Raw genomic sequence first — 19,471 nt, forward strand, 5'->3', positions numbered from 1 at the left:
GCGCGCCGCCGTATTGTGTTGTCGCCATGATGGCCTGGCTGCTCAGGATCTTGAGCGTCATCGCACTGGCCGGCTTTGCCGCGGCCGTGTGGTTTGCCGCCCCCCTGATCGTCCTGGCCGACAGCCGACCGCTTGAACCTGTCTGGCCGCGCCTGGCCGTCATCGGCATCATGGTGGCCTTGGTCGCAGGCGTCGCCCTGCTCCGTGCCTGGCATGCCCGGCGGGCGCAACAGGCGCTCGCAGCCGCGGTTGCCAGCGACAGCGCCTATGATGGCGACGCCAGCTTGCTCGAAACAGGCATGGCCAAGGCAATCGCTGCGCTCAAGCGTGCCAGCGGCAAGCGCAATTTTCTCTACGAGGTGCCCTGGTATCTGATCATCGGCGCACCCGGTGCCGGCAAGACCACGGCGCTGGTCAATTCGGGACTCAAGTTTCCGCTCGCCGTGTCTGGCGCAGCCCAGCCGGTGCCCGGTGTCGGCGGCACGCGGAACTGCGACTGGTGGTTCACCGATGAAGCGGTGCTGATCGATACTGCCGGCCGCTACACCACGCAGGATTCCGATACCGAAAGCGATCGCAAGGGCTGGCTCGCCTTCCTGTCGTTGCTCAAGAAGCACCGCGCCAGGCAGCCGATCAATGGCGTGATCGTCGCCATCAGCCTGGCGGACGTGATGACGTCAAGCGATCAGGAGCTTGATGCCCATGCCGTTATCATCCGCAACCGCCTGCAGGAAATCCATGAGACGCTGAACATCGGCTTCCCGGTCTATGTGCTGTTCACCAAGGCCGACCTGATCGCCGGCTTCATGGAAAGTTTCGGCAATCTCGATGAAACCGGCCGGCGCATGGTCTGGGGCGCGACGTTCCAGGGCACAGAGCGCAAGGCGAACATGGTCGGCGAAGTACCTGTCGAGTTCGACGCGCTCGTGCGCCGCCTGTCCGAAGACGTGCCGGATCGCCTGCAAGGCGAGCCAGACCCGCTCGCACGCATCTCCATCTTCAGCTTCGCCGCGCAGTTCGCCTCGCTCAGGCAGCGCAGTGCAAATTTTCTCGGCCGCGTCTTCGAGCCGACGAAAAAGCAGGCCAACGCCATCCTGCGTGGCTTCTATTTCTCCTCCGGCACACAGGAGGGCACGCCGATCGATCGCGTGCTCGGCGCCATCGGCCGCAGTTTCGGCAACGGCTCCCAGGCGCAGCTTTCCGGTACCGGCAAGAGCTTCTTCCTGCACGACCTGCTGGCCAGGGTCATCTTCGCCGAAGCTGGCTGGGTTTCCTACGATGACGCAGCCGACCGGCGTGCCAGACTCGCCCGCTTCGCCGGGATCGGCGCCATCACTCTTGTCGCCGCAGCGGCACTGGGGGCGTTGGCCATAAGCTACGCCACCAACAAGGCGCTGATCGCAGCAACCAGCCAGGCGGCCGAAAGCTACACGTCGTCCGCCGCCGCGCTGCTTCAGGCGGAAACCCTATCCGACGTCGACCTTGAGAATGTCATCGATGCGCTGGAGAGCATCAGTGGCCTGCCAACCGGCTACGAGAACCGCGACGAGCCGACGCCGGCTCGGGAAATGCTCGGGCTTAGCCAACGCGCGCGGCTGCTTTCGGCATCGGAAACGACCTACCGGCTGGCGCTGGAGCGGATGTTGCGCCCGCGCCTGCTGCTTCACCTCGAGCGGACGATCGAGGTGAAGATGAGCGATCCTGCCGCGCTTTATGACGCGCTCAAGATCTACCTCATGCTCGGCGGCGAGGCGCCGAAGGTCGATGACGAACAGATCGTGTCGTGGATGAAGCAAGACTGGGAGAAGAACCGCTATCCAGGTCCGCAGAATCGCGAAGGCCGTCTCATACTGGAAAAACACCTGCGGGCGATGCTCACGCTCGACGATGAGTTCGATCCGGCATTCGAGCTCAATCGCCTCGTCGTCGAGTCGGCGCAGCGCGCGCTGGGCCGCATGACGGTCGCCGACCGCGCCTCCGCCCTGATCGCCTCGGCGCTGTCTGCCGCCACTCTCGACGACTTCATCGTCGCCACGAAAGGCGGTCAGGAAGCAAAACTGGTGTTCGAGACCGTCGATGGCAGCGACCTGTCGGCGCTGCGCGTTCCCGGCCTCTACACCCATGCCGGCTTCACCGATTTCTACCTGACAGAGCTTTCCGGCATCGCGCAAAAACTCGTCGACGAGCAGTGGGTCATCGGCGCCGGCGGCGAGCAAGGCGATGTGGACCAGGAGTTGCTGCGGCTCGGCCCCGAAATGCTCGAGCGCTACAGCAACGAGTTTTCGGCCGCATGGAACGGCGTCCTCGACAAGCTGAAGTTCAGGCCGATGTCGGCGGATAAACCGGAGTACCTGGCGCTTTCCGCCGCCGGCTCGCCCAGTTCGGCGCTGGCACAGCTGTTCGAGGCGATAGCCCGCGAAACGGCGCTGACACGCGGCGCAAGTGCCACGGGCGACGCCGATGCCCGCGGCGAAGGCCTTGCCCGCATCGGCATCGAACTGGCAGGCCGCAAATCCGCCAGTCGCGCCGGCGCAGCCTTCGCCAATGCGCCGACCGTCGTGCCGGGCGCAAACATCGAGGCCCAATTCCGCCCGTTCCAGCTTCTCGTTGACGGCCGTCCCGGCCAGCGGCCGATCGATGCCCTGATCCAGAATTTCCATGCCGTCTATCAGAGCCTGACGATTTCTGCGGCGGCCCCGTCTCAAGCCGGCCGGGTCAATGCCAATCTGCAGCTGCAGATATCCAACCTCCGCGCCAATGCCTCGCGTGTGCCCAAGACGCTGTCGCGGATGGTCCATGCCGCAGCCGACGATTTCGAAGGCGATGTCGCGGAAACCTCTGTCGCGCAACTCAACCAGTCGCTGCAGGAAACCGTCAGCGGCCCATGCGAGGAGGTGATCGCCAACCGCTATCCCTTCGGCACCGGCGCCAGCCAGGACGTTCCGATCGGCGACTTCGCCAGGCTTTTCGCGCCCAGCGGCGTCATCGACAGGTTTTTCGCCCAAAATCTCGCCTCCTTCGCCGACATGTCGGGCCAGGAGTGGCAGTGGAAGCAGGAGTCGCGCCTCGGGCGTGGGCTGTCGCGGTCGACGCTGAAGCAATTCCAGCTTGCCGCCGAGATCCGTGACGCGTTCTTTCCACTTGGCGGCTCGATGCCTGCGGTCAACATCACCTTCACGCCGTTTTCGCTGCATGGCGACGCCGATATGGCCCTGCTCGACGTCAACGGACAGGTCGTCCAAAGCTACCAGAACGGCAGCAGCCCTGGCATCGTCACCTGGCCCGGCAGCGCGTCCGCCGGCTCGGCCAATCTCAGCCTGACGCCGGAGCTGCCCGGGCGCGAGTCCGCCATCAGGTTCGAGGGCCCATGGGCACTGAAACGCCTGCTCGACGCAGGAACGTCAACGCTCAACGGCGACAAGCTCGAACTGCGCTACGTCATCGGCGGCCGCGATGTCGCTTACACGGTCCAGATCAACCCGCCGGGCAACCCGTTTGCGCTTGCCGCATTCTCCGGCTTCACCTGCCCGAAGGGCCTGTGAACCGGTGAGGAAGCAGGGCGATATCGCACGTGTTAATTTCTGTACTCTAACGCACGGGCCTGTGGCAGACTGAAGACGCGCGCGTCAACACGCAACGCAGAGGGGCGCTTGAGAAGCGCTTGAGGCCATTGAACAATGTTGCCCTCCCCTTCGAAAGCTATGGCGTCAGCCACAAGGGCTGCGTCCGTCAGGTCAATGAAGACAGCTACCTGATCGAGCCTCGAAGCGGCTTGTGGGTGGTCGCCGACGGCATGGGTGGGCATGACGCCGGAGAAGTCGCCTCCGCCAGCATCGTCGAACATTTGTCGACGATCGGCATTCCCGAATCGGCACCAGACCTGCGCGCGCGCTTCGTCGACAGGCTGAGACTGGCCCATTCCGACATCCGCGAGATTTCCGACTCGCGTGGCGCGACGATGGGTTCGACGGTCGCGGCACTGCTCGCCATGGACGGCAAGTTCGCCTGCCTGTGGCTTGGCGACAGTCGCGTCTACCTGGTGCGCGATGGCGCAATCTCGCAGGTCTCGCACGATCACACCGAGGTCCAGGAACTCCTCGATCGCGGCGCGATCACGGCCGAGGAAGCGCAAACCTGGCCGCGCCGCAACGTCATCACCCGCGCCATCGGCGTCAGCGACGACATCGACGTCGACTTCCGTCAGGGCGACCTCTTGCCCGGCGATGTCTTCATTCTGGGCACGGACGGGCTGACCGCCCATGTCTCGGACGACGAGATCGAGGCGGCGGTGGTTTCGACGACACCGCAGGCGGCATGCGAAGACCTGTTGGCAAAGGTTCTCGAGCGCGGCGGAACGGACAACGTCACCATTGTGCTGGTGCGGATTCGGGGCGAGGCCGACGGTGCAGCTTCTGGGGCTTTGGCGGGAGGCCGATAGCGGCCGGCAAGACGATGCGGACGGGATCGGGGACCGAACCGATGCACGCGCGGCGCTTGTTGCCCTCCTGGCGCTGCTGTCGCTGCTCTTCGCCCCCAATCTGGCCCGAGCGGAATTCACCGTCTGCAACCAGACCCTCGACGTCGTCAATCTCGCCGTCGGTCAGGAGGTCGACGCTGCATTCCAGACCGATGGCTGGTGGACGATCGGCGCGAACCAGTGCGTCAACGTCATCCGCGACGAACTGGCCAACCGCTACATCTACATCTACGCGACCGACGTCTTCGGCAACGCGATACTCAGCGGCTCGACCGACATGTGCGTCGAGCGCAAGCGCTTCACCGTGCGCGGCATCGACGAATGCTGGCAGCGCGGCCACATCGCTGCCCGGTTCTATGAAGTCGACACGCTCGAACAGGCCCGCTGGACCTTCTTCCTGACCGGGTCCTCGCCATGACCCATGGCATCGACGCGAGCTTCAAGCAGCAAAAACAACAGCGTATGGCCAGGCGCTCACGTGAGCGCCGGCTGAAGGCCTTGATAGTGGCGGGTGTCCTGACACTCGCCAGCATAATCGCGGCAGCCGTCTATTTCGGCGCGGATTACTGGATATCAGCCGAATATGACGGCGATCTCCAGCCTACGGAAGAGGCGGACATCGTGCCGGCGGATGCCGCCGTCTACGTGCCGGCCATCGTCGATCTCGCCGGCGACCCGATGTGGATCAATCTGGCGCATGAGGCCGGCACAGAGACGAAGCGACGCCAACTGTCCCGCCCGCCTGACCTTGTCGAGGACGGCATCTCGCCCAGCATCGAATATCTCTCCGACACGATGCTGAGTTCCAGCGAACGCTTCATGACCGCCATCCCTTCGACGCAGGAGGACTTCGCCTTCTTCCAGGCGCAGCGCGCGGTGTCCGAGCCTGTGCCAGGGCAACAAACCGACGTCCAGCCGACACCGCCGGCCGCGACCGATCTCGATGCGATCGAACCCGAGGGCGATGACACCTCCGATGTCGGCGCCGGGTGGGGCGAAACCATCGACCAGGGCGAAGCCGCCCTGCCCGCCTTCGAAAAAACCGCCGTCGAAAACAACACCAGCGTGGCAAGCGTGACGCCGGAAACCGAGCGTTTCGAGGCGACCGAGGATATCTTCGTCAAGATCCTCACCAACCGCACCCTCGAAAGCGTGGCGCTCGAGGCCCATTTCGCGACAGATGAAGCCAAGCTGGTCAGCGACGCGCTCAAGGCGGTCTTCAGGCTGGAGAACCTCGAACCTGGCTATGTCGTCGCCCTGCGCGGCTTCCGGCCACGACGCGGCGCACCGGCAATGGCGCTGATGCAGGTTTCGGTCTACGCCATGAACAGGTTCGTCGGCACACTTGCCCGCAACTCGGCCGGCCAGTTTGTGTCAGGCGTCGACCCCTGGGTGCGCGACGACCTGTTCAACTATTCCGGTGCCCCGCAGGCCGGCGCGCAGAAGCGGCAGTACCGGCTGCTCGACGCAATCTATTCGACCGCCGCCCGCAACAACGTTCCTACGGGGGTGCTTGGCGAAGCGATCATGTACCTGTCGCGCGGCCAGGACCTGAACGCTTTTGCAAGCGAAGACCAGCGGCTGGTCCTGCTCTATTCGGAGACTGCGCGCGGCAAGGAAGGCGTCGCCGGCCGCGTGCTCTATGTGGGCGTTCACGGCACCGACAAAAAGCTCGAGTGCTTCGTCTTCCAGCAAAGCGACGGACAGTTTTCTTGCGTGAGCGGTGACGACCAGGTTCGCTCGCTGGCAACGACGAATGGCATGGCGACGCCGGTCAATGGCGTGATGACCTCGACATTCGGGCCGCGCAAGCATCCGATCCTGAAGACGGTCCGCATCCATAAGGGCGTCGACTGGGCCGCGCCCATCGGCACGCCGATCGCCGCCGCCTTCGACGGTCAGGTCGTGTTCGAGGGCGACGGCAAGGGCTACGGCAACCTCATCCGCATCTCGCACGCGAACAACCGCGAGACCCGCTATGCCCACATGCAACGTTTCGCCGACGGCATCAGCGTGGGCACAACAGTCAAGGCCGGCGATGTCATCGGCTACATCGGCACCACCGGCCTGTCGACCGGCCCGCACCTGCATTTCGAACTCTATCAGGACGGCCAGGCCATCGACCCTCTGGGGACGGTGACGGTCGCCGTGGCAACGACCACGACGACGACGACCACCACATCAGTCGGCGTCACGACCTCCTCGGACGATACAGCCATCGAGGTGCTGACCAACCGCATCATCCATGTCGAAAGCGGCGGCAGCGCGCGTGCCAAGAACCCGCTGTCGTCGGCGACAGGCCTCGGGCAGTTCATCAGCAAGACCTGGATCAGGATGATGAACACCTACCGGCCCGATCTCGCCAGGTCGCTCTCGACCGCCGAACTGCTCGAACTGCGCTTCGACCCGACGATCTCGCGCGAAATGGTGCGCAACCTGGCCCGCGAGGGCGAAGCCTATCTCAAGCAGCGCGGCCACCAGATCACCGCCGGCCGGCTCTATCTCTGCCATTTCCTCGGGATGGAAGGTGCCCACCAGATCCTGTCGTCGTCCGGCGACGCATTGATTGCCGATGTCCTTGGTGCGGTCGTCATCAAGGCCAATCCGTTCCTGACCGGCAAGAACGCCACTTATGTCGTCGCCTGGGCGGAGAAAAAGATGACCGGACGCGCCCCGGCCGTATCGTCGCAGCCCGGCACAGCCACCACTGCGCCACCGCCGCCGGTCGTCCGGCAGACTTCGCCGGAATTCGAGAAGTACAAGCAGGCGATCACCACGACGCTGAGTTCGGTTGCGACGACGCTGTGAGCGCGTATCCCTGCAGCTTGTTCCGGGCCGGCTTGCCAGACTGCCCGCCGACGTGATTTGTGCGCTGACGATCCTTTAGACATCGCGTTTTCGAGCCAGCAGTCCATGAACATCGCCGTTCCCAACGCCGACAGGATCATCGACGACAGCCGCGCAAGGCTGGACATCGTCGTGGCGCAGGAAGCCGAATTGGCAATGGCACGTCTTGGGCGGACCGAAGACGTGAAGTTTTCTCCCGATGGTCGCCGCATCGCCATCGCTGGTTTCGCCAAGGGAACCTGCCTGCTGCTCGATGTCGAGATCGAGCGTTCGGGAAGCCGGCCGATCTTGCACGTCACAGACTACATGGAGCTGCATTCGGCCGCTTTGAACGAACCACATGGCTTCGACTTCATCGATGATCGAACGCTGGTGGTCGCCAATCGGATGGGCGGTGTCGCGATCCTTGCCATCCCGGTTCACAGCAAAGCGCAGCGCATCCACAATCTCACACCGCTACGAACCATCACACGGGCAGGTCTTGCAACGCGTCTCCATTCCCCTGGCTCGGTATGCGTTTCCGGCACAAAGAACGGCCGATGCGAACTTCTCGTCTGCAACAATTACAAGCACCGGATTACCCGGCATGTGATCCGCGCTGACGGCGGCCGGAGCCTGCCGCGCAACTCGGTCCTGTTGGAACAAGGCCTCGACGTACCCGACGGCATTGCCATCAGCCCGGACAAGGCCTGGATCGCCGTCAGCAATCACATGACGCACAGCGTGCTGGTTTTCGACAACAAAGAGCGCCTCAATCGCCAGTCGCGCCATGTCGGAACGCTCCTGGGCGTCAGCTATCCGCACGGACTTCGCTTTTCGCCAAATGGCAACAGGATTTACGTGGCCGATGCCGGCACGCCATACGTCCAGGTCTACGAGCCACACCGTGGAAACTGGACCGGCGAGCACGGGTCGGTGGCCTCGTTCAGGGTCCTCGACGACGAGACCTTTTACAAGGGCAGGCATAACCCTGAGGAAGGCGGATCCAAGGGGCTCGATCTCGATCCGTCAGGGGAGTTGCTCGTGGTCACCAACGAGGAACAGCCGCTCGCCTGCTTTCATGTTCCCGCCTTGCTGACGTAGACGAATTTTCTCATTTATCCCAAATGCTTGCGCTGAGGGACTTTATCGACGCCATCGGGCACGATATAGCATTCGCATGAGTTTCGGTTCCACATTGACGCTTGCGCTTACCTTGGGTTTTTCCGCCGCGCTTCTTGGCGGCTGCAGTCGCTCGTCCGACGGCACTGTGGTCATCCCTAAAACGGTGGATTCGCGGCGCTTCTGGCAGGACGACGAAGCGAGGCGCGCCGCGGCCGAACGCCAACAGGCCACCGCTTTTCCAGCCGGACCCGAGATCCGCTTCGCCACACAGCAACCGGGCCCTCGCCCGGTGACCCGCGCGCCAAGCCGCGCGGCCAGCACCGGCAACACCAAGCCGATCGCGTGTCGCGCGGTAAGCGGGCCCACTGGCCGTGTCAGATACGTCTGCGAATAGGCGCAAGACCGGTCGGCCGAGTTCCGATCATGGTCGGATGCCGCCTTTATCACCGCGTTTCGTCAGCTTCGCGTCAGGGATGGCGGGGATTTGAGCCGTTTCGAATAAACGCCCCGCTTGTCTGTTGACGCACGCGCGTCGGGCGTTATAGCCCACATCAGACATTGGAAATGAACGGAGAGGGTCCCGTCCGATGGAGATATTTACTGCCGCAGGCTTCACGGCGCTTCTGCAGGTCATAGCTATCGACCTCGTGCTCGCTGGCGATAACGCCATCGTCATCGGCCTTGCCGCCGCGGGGCTTCCCGCTGATCAGCGCAAGAAGGCCATCCTCGTCGGCATCGCGGCCGCGACCGTTCTCCGCATCGGCTTCGCGCTGATCACCCAGTGGCTCCTGGCCATCGGTCCGATGCTGCTCATCGCCGGCGGCCTGCTGCTTTTGTGGGTTTGCTGGAAGATGTGGCGCGAACTCAGCGTCAGCCATGAACAGGAACACGAGGCCACTGAAGCGCTCTCCGACGCCGACTACGACAAAGACGGCAAGATCGCCGGCAGGGGGCCGCGCAAGACCTTTGCCCAGGCTGCCTGGCAGATCGTCATCGCCGACGTGTCGATGTCGCTCGACAACGTGCTTGCCGTCGCCGGCGCCGCGATGGATCACCCGACAGTCCTGATCATCGGCCTGGCACTGTCGATCGCGCTGATGGGCTTTGCCGCTTCGTTCGTCGCGCGTCTGCTGCACAAGTACCGCTGGATCGCCTATATCGGCCTGGTGATCATCCTTTACGTCGCGGTCAAGATGCTGCTCGACGGCGCTGTCGACCAGTTTCCGGAGCAATTCGGCTTCCTGAGCCAGTGGTTCGGTGGGCATAGCGCCCCCGCCCACTGAAGCCGAAATGATTGACTAGAAGGGCCGGAGACACTCCGGCCCTTTGAGCATGTGGCGATCAGGTGGTTTGCTTGGACGCCGATCTGTGCTATTGCGCCGCCCGAATTGAGCTCTTTTCAGAGCCGACAGATCGAGAAAATTCGAGACTTCCGGGCCGGCCCACTTGGGTTGCGGCCCTTGTCCATTGGAACCTTGTCTATGTCCGCAGCACCCCGCGTCAGTTTTGTCAGCCTCGGTTGCCCGAAAGCACTTGTCGATTCCGAACGCATCCTCACTCAGCTCCGCGCCGAAGGCTACGAAATCGCCCGCAAGCACGACGGCGCCGACCTTGTCGTGGTCAACACCTGCGGCTTCCTCGATTCCGCGCGCACCGAGTCGCTGGACGCGATCGGCACCGCGATGAAGGAGAACGGCAAGGTCATCGTCACTGGCTGCATGGGCGCAACGCCGGAGTTGATCCGCGAGAAGCACCCCAACGTCTTCGCCATCACCGGACCACAGGCCTATGAAAGCGTGATGGCCGCGGTGCATGAGGCAGCACCGCCGGCACATGATCCGTATACCGACCTTGTGCCGCCGCAAGGCGTCAAGCTCACCCCGCGCCACTATGCGTATCTCAAGATTTCAGAGGGTTGCAACAACCGCTGCACCTTCTGCATCATTCCCGACCTGCGCGGCGATCTGGTCTCACGTCCGGCTGGCGACGTGCTGCGCGAGGCGGAAAAGCTCGCCAATGCCGGCGTCAAGGAACTGCTGGTCATCTCGCAGGACACCAGCGCCTACGGCATCGACATCAAATACGCGACCAGCCCGTGGAAGGACCGTGAGGTCAAGGCAAAATTCCTCGACCTGTCGCAGGAACTCGGCGAGCTCGGCATCTGGGTGCGCATGCACTACGTCTATCCCTACCCGCATGTCGCCGACGTCATCCCGCTGATGGCCGAGGGCAAGATCCTGCCCTACCTCGACATCCCCTTCCAGCACGCCTCGCCGCAGGTGCTGAAGAACATGCGCCGCCCGGCCCATGGCGAAAAGGCGCTTGAGCGCATTCGCGGCTGGCGCGAGGTCTGCCCCGATCTCGCCATCCGCTCGACCTTCATCGTCGGCTTCCCCGGCGAGACTGACGAAGATTTCGAGATGCTGCTCGACTGGATCGACGACGCCAAGATCGATCGTGCAGGCTGCTTCAAATACGAGCCGGTCAATGGCGCGCGTTCCAACGATCTCGGCCTCGAGCAAGTGCCAGAAGAGGTCAAGGGAGCCCGCTGGCACCGCTTCATGCAGCGCCAGCAGAAGATCTCGGCCGCCCAGCAGGCCAAGAAGGTCGGCAAGCGCCTGCCCGTCATCATCGACGAGGCAAATGGCACGACCGCCAAGGGCCGCACCAAATACGACGCTCCAGAGATCGACGGTTCGGTGCACATCCAGTCGCGCCGGCCGCTGCGCGTGGGTGACATCGTCACCGTCAAGATCGACAAAGCCGACGCCTACGACCTCTACGGCTCGGCCGTCTGAAAATCCGTCTCGAAGACCACTTCACGAAGGGCCGCATCATCTTGCGGCCCTTTTTGCTTTTCGCCGGCGCGCAACCCAATATTCCGCGCGCTAGTCCGTATGACGGATGACCGTTGCCGACACCGGTTCGATCTGGAGACAGGCAGTTGGCCGCACCCGGCACCTGCCATCCATTCCAGCCAGGGCCAGCGCCATGACATCAGACCAGCAAGACAAGCGTCCCGGCCTGATGAGCGAGCGGCGCGTCACCGTCGTTGGGGCGGTGCTTGCCGGTCTCGGCCCTGCCTCGCTGTCGCTGTTCACGCCGGCGATGCCTGAAATCGTCGATGCCTTCGGCACCACTGAAGAGGCGGTGAAGATGACGCTCGGCCTCTATTTCGCGGGCTTTGCCCTGACCCAGCTGGTTTGTGGCCCACTGTCCGATGGCTATGGCCGCAAGCCGGTGACGCTTGCCTTCCTCGGTATTTACCTGGTCGGCAGCCTGGGCGCATTGGTTGCGCCCTCCATCGAGGTGCTGATCCTGTCTCGCCTGCTGCAGGGCGCGGGTGCCGCGGTCGGCCTTTCGCTTTCGCGCGCCATCGTGCGTGACCTGTTCGCTCACGAACAGTCGGCGCGCATCCTCAATCTCATCACGCTGATCCTGGCACTCGCCCCGGCTCTTGCGCCGACCGTCGGCGGACTAGTGATGCAGGTCTTCGGCTGGCATGCCATCTTTTCGATCATGTTCCTGATGGGCATCGCCGCGCTGCTAACCGTCCGTCTTGCGCTGGTCGAGACCGTCGAGCGCGACCCGAGCCGCGCACGGCCGCAGGCCGTCATCCGCACCTATGGAATGTTGCTCGGCAACAGTTACTTCCTGTTCTCCAGCCTTGTCATCGCCGGCACGCTTGGCGCCTACTACACACAGGCGACGGTACTGCCCTTCATCCTGATGGATCGGCTAGGCCTCACCCCGGCGCAGTTCGGCCTGGCGATGCTGTTCCAGTCGGCGAGCTTCATATCCGGCTCGCTGGTCATGCGCAGCCTCATCCCTCGCTATGGCGCCGCTCGGATGGTGCCTGTCGGGCTGGCGATCAGCGGCGCAGGAGCAGTGGCCATGACGATCTTCCTGGGGCTATACGAGCCGACCTTCGTTTCGGTCATGCTGCCGATGGCGATGTTCGTCTTCGGCAACGCCTTCGTCATGCCGGCCATGTCTGTGGCGACAGTCGCCGCCTTTCCCGACAATGCGGGGGCTTCGGCCTCGCTGAGCGGTTTCATGCAGATGGGCAGCGGCCTGCTTGGCACCGTTGCGGCCGGTTTCCTCGGCGATGCCATGCTGGGCATGTCGGTCGTCGTGCCGTTGATGGGGCTCGGCGCCGTACTCGCCTGGCTGGCCTGGCGAAAACTGCCGGAGCCAGCCCTGGCGCGGGCCATCGTGACCAAGGCGCCGAAACGCTAGCATGCGCTTCCGTATCGGCATTGTTTAGCCCGGACTGATGAATTCCGCCTGCCGAAGCTACCCATCGTCCAAGCGGACGATGTTTCGAACCAACGGCCATGACTGGTTGTCGGTCGAAGTAAGCGGAGGAGAAACGCATGAACTTCCAATGGAATAATTCCATTACACGTCGCACTGCCATCGGAATGGTTTCGGTGGCGGCACTGGCCCTGTCGTCAGGCATCTCGCAAGCCGAAGAGACCATCAAGATCGGCGGCATCATGTCGATGACCGGCGGCGGCGCGTCGATCGGCAAGACAGCCGAAGTGGGCTGGAAGCTGGCCATCGAGGACATCAATGCCGCTGGCGGCATTCTCGGCAAGAAGGCCGAACTGGTTCTCGGCGACACCATGACCGACCCGACCCACGCGGTGAGCGAGGTTCGCCGCCTGATCGAAAACGAGAAGGTCCAGGTGCTCGTCGGCCCGGCCACCAGCCAGGAGACCATCCCCGTGGTCCCGATCTCCGGCGAAAAGAAAGTCGCGCAGATTTCATCGGCGGCATCAACGCAGCTGACGCCCGAAGCGGGTCCGTTCCACTTCTCGGGCTCGGTCACCGGCCTGAACCAGATGAAGCCGAACATCGATTTCGCCATCGACGTGCTCAAGCTCAAGAAGCTGGCGCTCATCTCCGACAATGGCGGCATGTCCAAGGCGGCCGTTGTCGAGATCGTCGACTACCTCAAGTCCAAGGGCGTCGAGCCGACCGCGGTACAGGAATTCGCCTTCCGCACCGAGGACATGACCCCGCAGCTGTTCCAGATGCGCAGTTCGGGTGCCGAGGCGATCCTGCTGATCAACTCGATCGGCGACGACTCGCGCAAGCTGCTCGAGAACCGTGCCGACATCGGCTGGGACGTGCCGGTGCTGGCAAACCAGACGATGACCAACTATGCGGTCGGCAACGCCGCCGTGGTGGGCGAGGAGGCGTTCAAGGACGTCTACAGCGTGCAGTTCGTCGGCATGACCTATTGCCCGAGCGATGCGGTTGGCGAGAATGCCTTCGCCAAATTCGTCAAGCGCGCCAAGGAACAGGTTGCCGACGTCGACCGCATGGGCGGTGCCTCGGCGCTGATCCCCTACTACATCCAGCCGGTCGTTCTCGCGGCTGCGATCAATGGCTCGGGCAAGACCGACGGCGAGTCGATCGCTGCCTGGCTGCAGGCCAATGCATCCAAGGTCGAGATGCTTACCGGTCCGATCCAGGCCAGTGCCAAGAGCCACTTCCTGCCGGCACCCGAGTCGATCAAGGTCGTCAAGAACCCCTACAAGCCGCGTGAAGACGGCCTGGTCGAGCGCGCCGACTGCGGCGCCTGAAGCTTTTCAGCCATTTCCTGAACATGCGGGCCGGGTCGCAAGATCCGGCCCGTTTCGTTTGCAGCCTGCCTGCAATTCATCCGTCGCTGACACCGCGTCAAAAATTCCACGCAACGCATTTCGAATTTGACGACGTGTCAATTTAATGACATATATGTCGACATCATTCATTTCGCATTCGGGAGGAAGCGCGATGACCGGTTCCAGCATACTCAGCATGACAACTGGATCATCGTCCGTCCGGCACCTGGCCCGACGTGGTTTCCCCCCGCCATCCTGATACGCCGAGCCTGGGCCGGCTGCGGCCCTTGCCACGATCCAACTTCTACATGCCACCCGGCGAACTCTCGTCGGGCACCGGTCCCGCACGCCCCCGTGCGGCGGATATTGGGAGCTACTGCCTTGACCTTTCACTCCAGATCGATCGTCGAATTCGGCCATTTCCTCAACCGCGTCTCCGACAGCCTGATGAACGGCAAGCCGCTGCGCAGCTCGCTCGAGCTGGTTCGCGAGCAGTTCGACGCCTATGCCGCCGTTCTCGTGATCGAGGATCGCCTGCGCACCGGCGAGACCTATTATGCCTTCACCGAGATCGACGAACAGATGACCGATGCCGCGGGCGCCGCCCTCGCCCGCCCCGCGCAACTGGCCTATCTCTCGGAGCGCTGCCAGCCGCTGTCGGCGACCCATGTGACATCAGACGATTCCGCCCGCTACACGCTGTGGCTCTTCCGTGACCGTGCCGGGGCCAAGTTCGACGACGATGCGGCCTCCGTTTGCGAAATCCTCGTCTCCCAGCTGGCGCGTGGCGTCGAGACGTCCTGGCGCATGGGCGCCACCGAGGTGGAGCGCAGGCTTTATTCCGACGTCATGGACAAGCTTTATGTCGGTGTCGTCATCCTCGACCATTCCGGCAAGATCATCCGTGCTTCAGATGCCGCCAGCCGCTTGCTCGAAGCCCGCGACGGCCTGCAGATCCAGGGCAACAAGCTGCGCGCCACCTCGGCCAAGGAAGACCGCGACTTCCAGACCGCGATCAAGGCTGCCATGCAGAGCGCTGCCGACGACGAGGGCACGAAGTCCCGCGGCCTGTCGCTGACCAAGCAGTCGGGCTCACGCAACCTGGGTGTCATCGTACGGCCGATCCGTGGCAGCAAGGACAATGCCGCGGCAGCCAGTTCGGCTGTCGCCGTCTACATCCGTGATCCAGAGGCCAATCTGGAGGTCGAGGGCGATCTCGTGCGCCAGCTGTTCGACCTGACGCCAGCGGAAGCCGCCGTTGCCCGACGCCTGACCGCCGGACTGTCGCTCGAGGATGCCGCCACTTCGCTCGACATCTCCCGCAACACCGCGCGCGCGCATCTGCGCTCGATCTTCTCCAAGAGCGGCATCACGCGCCAGACGGAACTGGTCCGCCTTGTGCTGAACAGTGCTGTCATCCTCGGCCACGGCCCGCGCCAGGCCGCCTGATCGACAATCCTCCCAACTCCCTGTCGACCCAAACTGAAAGTGCCGTGGACAATGTCCCCGGCGCTTCTTTTTGTGTCTATTTTTCTGGAGGCAGGTTCGTGGCCTGCCGCAGGAAGAAGGCGCGCCCGACTTGCCGTCGGGGCGCCGATCTTGCTTAGAACAGCGACTTGAGCTGCTCCTTGGAGTATCCGACGCCCTCTTGGCTGCGGCCCTGCTTGATCTTCATGGCCCAGGCCGGATCGGCCAGCAGCGCGCGGCCGACGGCCAGTATGTCGAACTCGCCGCGCGCGAGCGGCTTTTCGATCACGTCGAGCGGCGCGATTTCGGCGGCGTTGAGGCCCGGCCGGTCGAGACCGACGCCACCGACGGCAATGACCGGCAGGCCGGTGATCTTCTTCGTCCAGCCGGCGAGCGTCATATCGCCCTCTGCCGCGAAACCCGGTTCCCATATGCGGCGCGTCGAGCAGTGCATGATGCTGACGCCGGCGTCGACCAGCGGCTGCAAAACCTCGGCCAGTTCGGCGGGTGTTTCGCCCAGCACGGCCGTGTAATCCTGCTGCTTCCACTGCGAGTAGCGGAAGGAGATCGGGAAGTCCGGCCCAACGCGGCCGCGCATTGCCGCGATCACCTCGACGGCGAAACGCGTACGCTCGCGCCGGTTGCCGCCATAGCGGTCGGTGCGGCGGTTGGACGTCGCCCAGAAAAACTCGTCGATCAGATAGCCATGCGCGCCATGAATCTCGACGCCGTCGAAGCCGAGACGCTGTGCGGCCTCCGCTGCCTCGGCATAGGCCTCGATGACCTCGAAGATATCCTTCTCGGTCATCGCCTTGCTTGTTTCAGGATGACCAGTAAAGGCGTTGAGGTTTTCCGACGGACCAACGCCCGGCACCCCCGGCTGCGGTGCCATGGCGGAGTTACGGAAGCTGCCTGTATGCCACAGCTGCGGGAAGATCTTGCCGCCGGCGGCATGCACGGCCGCACGGACCTTGGCCCAGCCGGCAAGTGCCGCCTCGCCATGGAAGTCTGGCACGCCTTCGTAGCTCGGCGCGGTCGGGTGGCCGATATAGGTCGCCTCGGTGATGATCAGCCCGACCTGGTTCAGCGCCCGGCGCGAGTAATAGGCCTGTACCTTCTCGTGCGGCACACCGTCGGCGCAGAAATAGCGCGACATCGGCGCCATCGCGATGCGATTGGACAGCTCCAGGCTGCCGACCTTGATCGGCTGGAACAGCTTCTCGGAGATCAGCCCGTCAGTCGTCAGTTTCTCAGCGCACACGGTTGCCACGGATTTCATTACCTCTGCGCATGGTTTCGATGAAAGCTTCGAGCGGTGCCGGCTCCGGCAGCGCCTCGTCGGGGCCTGAGCGCGCCCAGAACTCCTTCCAGGACGGGAACAGCTCGTGAAACGAGCCTTCATAGGGCTCGCGGCCGGGCCAGCGCATCTTGCGCGAACCGATGGGCGGCTTGTTGAGGTCGGTGGCGTACCAGTACAGCGGCTGGCGACGGCGGAAGCACCAGCGCCCGTCAATGCGCTCGTAGCGGTCGTGATACATCATCTGCATGATGACCCACTCGGCGCCGCATTCGTGCTCGTTCTTGGAATAGACCACGCCCACGGCGTTGTCGGCGTCGACGAACTCGATGATCGTCGTGCCGACATGGTGCGAGGTGCCGTCGAACTGCTTGCGCATCGTCTCATCGAGCCAGTCGCGCAATGCTGCCCTGCCCGACTTGCCGCCGCCAACCTTGACGTCGGGTGCAAACAGCGAGGCCATCGCGTTCATGTCGCGCATGTCGAGTGCCAGTGAATATTTCGAGATCAGCTGGCGAATCTCGTCGCGCGACTCGAGCCGGTCCAGCCGCGCCAGGATCTCGGCCTGCGCGTTGCCTGTATTGTCCATTGTCACCTCCGGTGGCAGAAGCGCTGGGCGCCTCAGAAGTAGTAGCGGCCGACCATGTCGGCGACGCAGCCGGGCTTGACCGAACCCTCGATCTCGATGGTCACGCGCACCGTCGTCTGCACGGCATTGCCCGGCAAGAACTCGGCGTTGACCACTTCGCCCGTGGCGCGAACCCTTGAGTTCACCGGCACGGGCGCTGGAAAGCGCAACCGGTCGCAGCCATAGTTGATGCCCATGTTCATGCCCTCGGCCTTGAACAGGTCGGGCAGGAAGCCGTTGATCAGCGAGAACGTCAGGCAGCCATGCGCCACCGTGCCGCCAAACGGGCCGTCCTTGGCGCGCACGGGATCGACATGGATCCACTGATGATCGCCGGTCGCCTCAGCGAACATGTCGATGCGCGCCTGGTCGATGACGAGCCAGTCGGTCGAGCCGAGGCTCTGGCCGATGGCAGCCACCGCTTCATCCGGCGAGGAGAAGACCAGGCCCATCGTCAGGCCCTCTGGCTGGAGACGGAGACGATCTCGCCGACCATGTAGCCGGCATAATCGCTGGCGAGGAACATCATGACATTGGCGATTTCCCACACTTCCGCCGCGCGGCCAAAGGCTTCGAGGCTGGTCAGTGCGTCGAGCTGTTCCTGCGGCGCTGATTTCTTGAGAAAGTCGTGCATGGCGATCGACGGCGACACCGCATTGATGCGGATGCCGTATTCCGCCGCTTCCACCGCCGAGCAACGCGTGAAGGCCATCACGCCGGCCTTGGCTGCGGCGTAATGCGACTGGCCTTTCTGGGCGCGCCAGCCGAGCACGGAGGCGTTGTTGACGATGGCGCCCTTGCCGCGTGGCTGCATCTTCTTGAGTGCTGCGCGCGTCATGCGCATGGTGCCGGTCAGCGTCACGTCGAGCACCAGGTTCCATTCCTGGTCGGTCATCTCGACCACGGGCTTCAGGCCGCCGAGGCCGGCATTGTTGATCAGCACGTCGATGCCGCCAAGCTTGTCTTCAGCTGCATCGACCAGTGCCTGTACCTGTTCCTCGTCGGTGACGTTGCAAAGCTGGCTGTAGATCTCGACGGTCGGCGAACACGCGCGCAACTTCTCGGCAGCTTCCGCCAGCCGGCGCTCGTGGACGTCGGAGATCATGATGGCGCGGCAGCCTTCCTCGATCGCCTTGCGGGCGGCTGCGAAGCCGATACCGACGCCTGCAGCCGCGGTGATGAGCACCGAGCGGCCCTTGAGCAGGCCATGGCCTTCGACGTAGGGCGGGGCGGGAAGGATCTTGGTGGCGGTCATGTCGGGCGTCCTGGTCTGGTTACTTCTTGAAGTCGGCGTCGCGCTTGCCGACGAAGGCGTCGCGCGCCTCCTGCGATTCCTGGGTCAGGTAGGCCTGGGCCGTAAAACCCTGCTCCCAGCGGTATTTCTTCTCGAGGTCGCCGTCCTCGATGCCGTTCAGCGCCTCCTTGGCGAGGCGGATCATGATCGCGCTCTTGGCGGCAATGGTCCTGGCAAGCTTGATGGCCGCATCGCGCAGTTCCTCGCGCGGTACGATCTTTTCGACAGCGCCTAGGCGAAAGGCCTCGGCCGCATCGATCGGTTCACCGGTGAAGTACATCTGACGCACCTTCTGCACCGGAAACAGGCGCTGCAGATGTGCGCCGGCGCCGAGCGCGCCGCGGTCGACTTCGGGCACGCCGAAGGTCGCGTCGGGCGAACACAGGATGATGTCGGCCGAGCCGCAGATGCCGATGCCGCCGCCGAGGATGTAACCGTGCGCGGCCACGATCACCGGCTTCAGCCCGCGATGCACCGCTCGGAAAGTCTCCCAGTTGCCGGCATTCACTTCAGGTATGCGCTCGGGATGCTTCTGCAGTTCCTTGATGTCGACCCCGGCGCAAAAACCCCGGCCCTCGGCGCGGATCACGATCACGCGGACATCGGCATTGGCGTTGAGCGCGTCGATCTCCTGAGACAGCCTGCGCCAGCCGATACTGTCGAGCGCGTTGACCGGTGGGTTTTCGATCACCAGTTCGGCAATGCCGTCTTCGATCCTGGTCCAGAATTGGTCGCTCATCGA

Annotated in this window: 17 protein-coding genes; 11 read left to right on the forward strand and 6 right to left on the reverse strand. The window is 63.7% G+C overall.

Annotated elements, in window-relative coordinates:
• Window positions 1–26 precede the first annotated feature (26 nt).
• From tssM to J1C56_RS03580, 10 genes are all read left to right on the forward strand, one after another.
• On the forward strand, window positions 27–3,542 hold the full coding sequence (tssM, locus tag J1C56_RS03535) for a type VI secretion system membrane subunit TssM (protein ID WP_214386003.1): 3,516 nt from the start codon (window positions 27–29) through the stop codon (window positions 3,540–3,542).
• 128 nt (window positions 3,543–3,670) lie between these two features.
• Entirely contained in the window at window positions 3,671–4,438 is a 768-nt protein-coding gene (locus tag J1C56_RS03540; RefSeq protein WP_214386005.1) for a PP2C family protein-serine/threonine phosphatase, read from the forward strand.
• A gap of 67 nt (window positions 4,439–4,505) precedes the next feature.
• A complete protein-coding gene (locus tag J1C56_RS03545) occupies window positions 4,506–4,895 on the forward strand; it encodes a DUF1036 domain-containing protein (protein ID WP_246591165.1) in 390 nt (129 codons plus the stop codon).
• Window positions 4,892–7,285, forward strand: a complete 2,394-nt coding sequence (locus J1C56_RS03550) for a peptidoglycan DD-metalloendopeptidase family protein (RefSeq protein WP_214386010.1) — start codon at window positions 4,892–4,894, stop codon at window positions 7,283–7,285. The genes J1C56_RS03545 and J1C56_RS03550 overlap by 4 nt, the downstream gene beginning before the upstream one ends.
• A 105-nt stretch (window positions 7,286–7,390) precedes the next feature.
• Complete coding sequence (locus J1C56_RS03555; protein ID WP_214386012.1) at window positions 7,391–8,407, forward strand: YncE family protein; 1,017 nt, start codon at window positions 7,391–7,393, stop codon at window positions 8,405–8,407.
• 76 nt (window positions 8,408–8,483) lie between these two features.
• The gene (locus tag J1C56_RS03560) at window positions 8,484–8,822 is read left to right on the forward strand and encodes a hypothetical protein (RefSeq protein ID WP_214386014.1); all 339 of its coding nucleotides are present in this window, start codon (window positions 8,484–8,486) and stop codon (window positions 8,820–8,822) included.
• 193 nt (window positions 8,823–9,015) lie between these two features.
• The gene (locus tag J1C56_RS03565; protein ID WP_214386016.1) at window positions 9,016–9,711 is read left to right on the forward strand and encodes a TerC family protein; all 696 of its coding nucleotides are present in this window, start codon (window positions 9,016–9,018) and stop codon (window positions 9,709–9,711) included.
• A gap of 198 nt (window positions 9,712–9,909) precedes the next feature.
• On the forward strand, window positions 9,910–11,226 hold the full coding sequence (gene rimO / locus J1C56_RS03570) for a 30S ribosomal protein S12 methylthiotransferase RimO (protein WP_214386018.1): 1,317 nt from the start codon (window positions 9,910–9,912) through the stop codon (window positions 11,224–11,226).
• A 193-nt stretch (window positions 11,227–11,419) separates the two neighbouring features.
• On the forward strand, window positions 11,420–12,667 hold the full coding sequence (locus tag J1C56_RS03575) for a multidrug effflux MFS transporter (protein ID WP_214386020.1): 1,248 nt from the start codon (window positions 11,420–11,422) through the stop codon (window positions 12,665–12,667).
• A gap of 137 nt (window positions 12,668–12,804) precedes the next feature.
• A complete protein-coding gene (locus J1C56_RS03580; protein ID WP_246591093.1) occupies window positions 12,805–14,022 on the forward strand; it encodes an ABC transporter substrate-binding protein in 1,218 nt (405 codons plus the stop codon).
• Between the two features lie 6 nt (window positions 14,023–14,028).
• Here the strand turns inward: J1C56_RS03580 and J1C56_RS03585 are convergent, their stop codons facing one another.
• Window positions 14,029–14,241, reverse strand: a complete 213-nt coding sequence (locus J1C56_RS03585; protein ID WP_214386022.1) for a hypothetical protein — start codon at window positions 14,239–14,241, stop codon at window positions 14,029–14,031.
• Window positions 14,242–14,424: 183 nt separating this feature from the next.
• Here J1C56_RS03585 and J1C56_RS03590 point away from each other — a divergent pair, with 183 nt between their 5' ends.
• The gene (locus J1C56_RS03590) at window positions 14,425–15,492 is read left to right on the forward strand and encodes a helix-turn-helix transcriptional regulator (protein ID WP_214386024.1); all 1,068 of its coding nucleotides are present in this window, start codon (window positions 14,425–14,427) and stop codon (window positions 15,490–15,492) included.
• Window positions 15,493–15,646: 154 nt separating this feature from the next.
• On the opposite strand, the gene J1C56_RS03595 is transcribed toward J1C56_RS03590, so the two are convergent.
• The 5 genes from J1C56_RS03595 to J1C56_RS03615 are packed head-to-tail and all read right to left on the reverse strand — an operon-like array spanning window position 15,647 to window position 19,468.
• Window positions 15,647–16,789 (reverse strand): NADH:flavin oxidoreductase, encoded by a 1,143-nt coding sequence (locus J1C56_RS03595; RefSeq protein ID WP_246591095.1) that lies wholly within the window; start codon window positions 16,787–16,789, stop codon window positions 15,647–15,649.
• Window positions 16,761–17,396, reverse strand: a complete 636-nt coding sequence (locus tag J1C56_RS03600) for a nuclear transport factor 2 family protein (RefSeq protein WP_214386026.1) — start codon at window positions 17,394–17,396, stop codon at window positions 16,761–16,763. Before J1C56_RS03600 ends, J1C56_RS03595 begins: the two co-directional genes overlap by 29 nt.
• A 32-nt stretch (window positions 17,397–17,428) precedes the next feature.
• Entirely contained in the window at window positions 17,429–17,887 is a 459-nt protein-coding gene (locus J1C56_RS03605) for a MaoC family dehydratase (protein ID WP_214386029.1), read from the reverse strand.
• Between the two features lie 2 nt (window positions 17,888–17,889).
• The gene (locus J1C56_RS03610) at window positions 17,890–18,690 is read right to left on the reverse strand and encodes an SDR family oxidoreductase (RefSeq protein WP_214386031.1); all 801 of its coding nucleotides are present in this window, start codon (window positions 18,688–18,690) and stop codon (window positions 17,890–17,892) included.
• Window positions 18,691–18,709: 19 nt separating this feature from the next.
• Window positions 18,710–19,468 (reverse strand): enoyl-CoA hydratase family protein, encoded by a 759-nt coding sequence (locus J1C56_RS03615; protein WP_214386034.1) that lies wholly within the window; start codon window positions 19,466–19,468, stop codon window positions 18,710–18,712.
• Window positions 19,469–19,471 lie beyond the last annotated feature (3 nt).

This window comes from Aminobacter anthyllidis (assembly GCF_018555685.1).
Classification (GTDB): Bacteria; Pseudomonadota; Alphaproteobacteria; order Rhizobiales; family Rhizobiaceae; genus Aminobacter; species Aminobacter anthyllidis.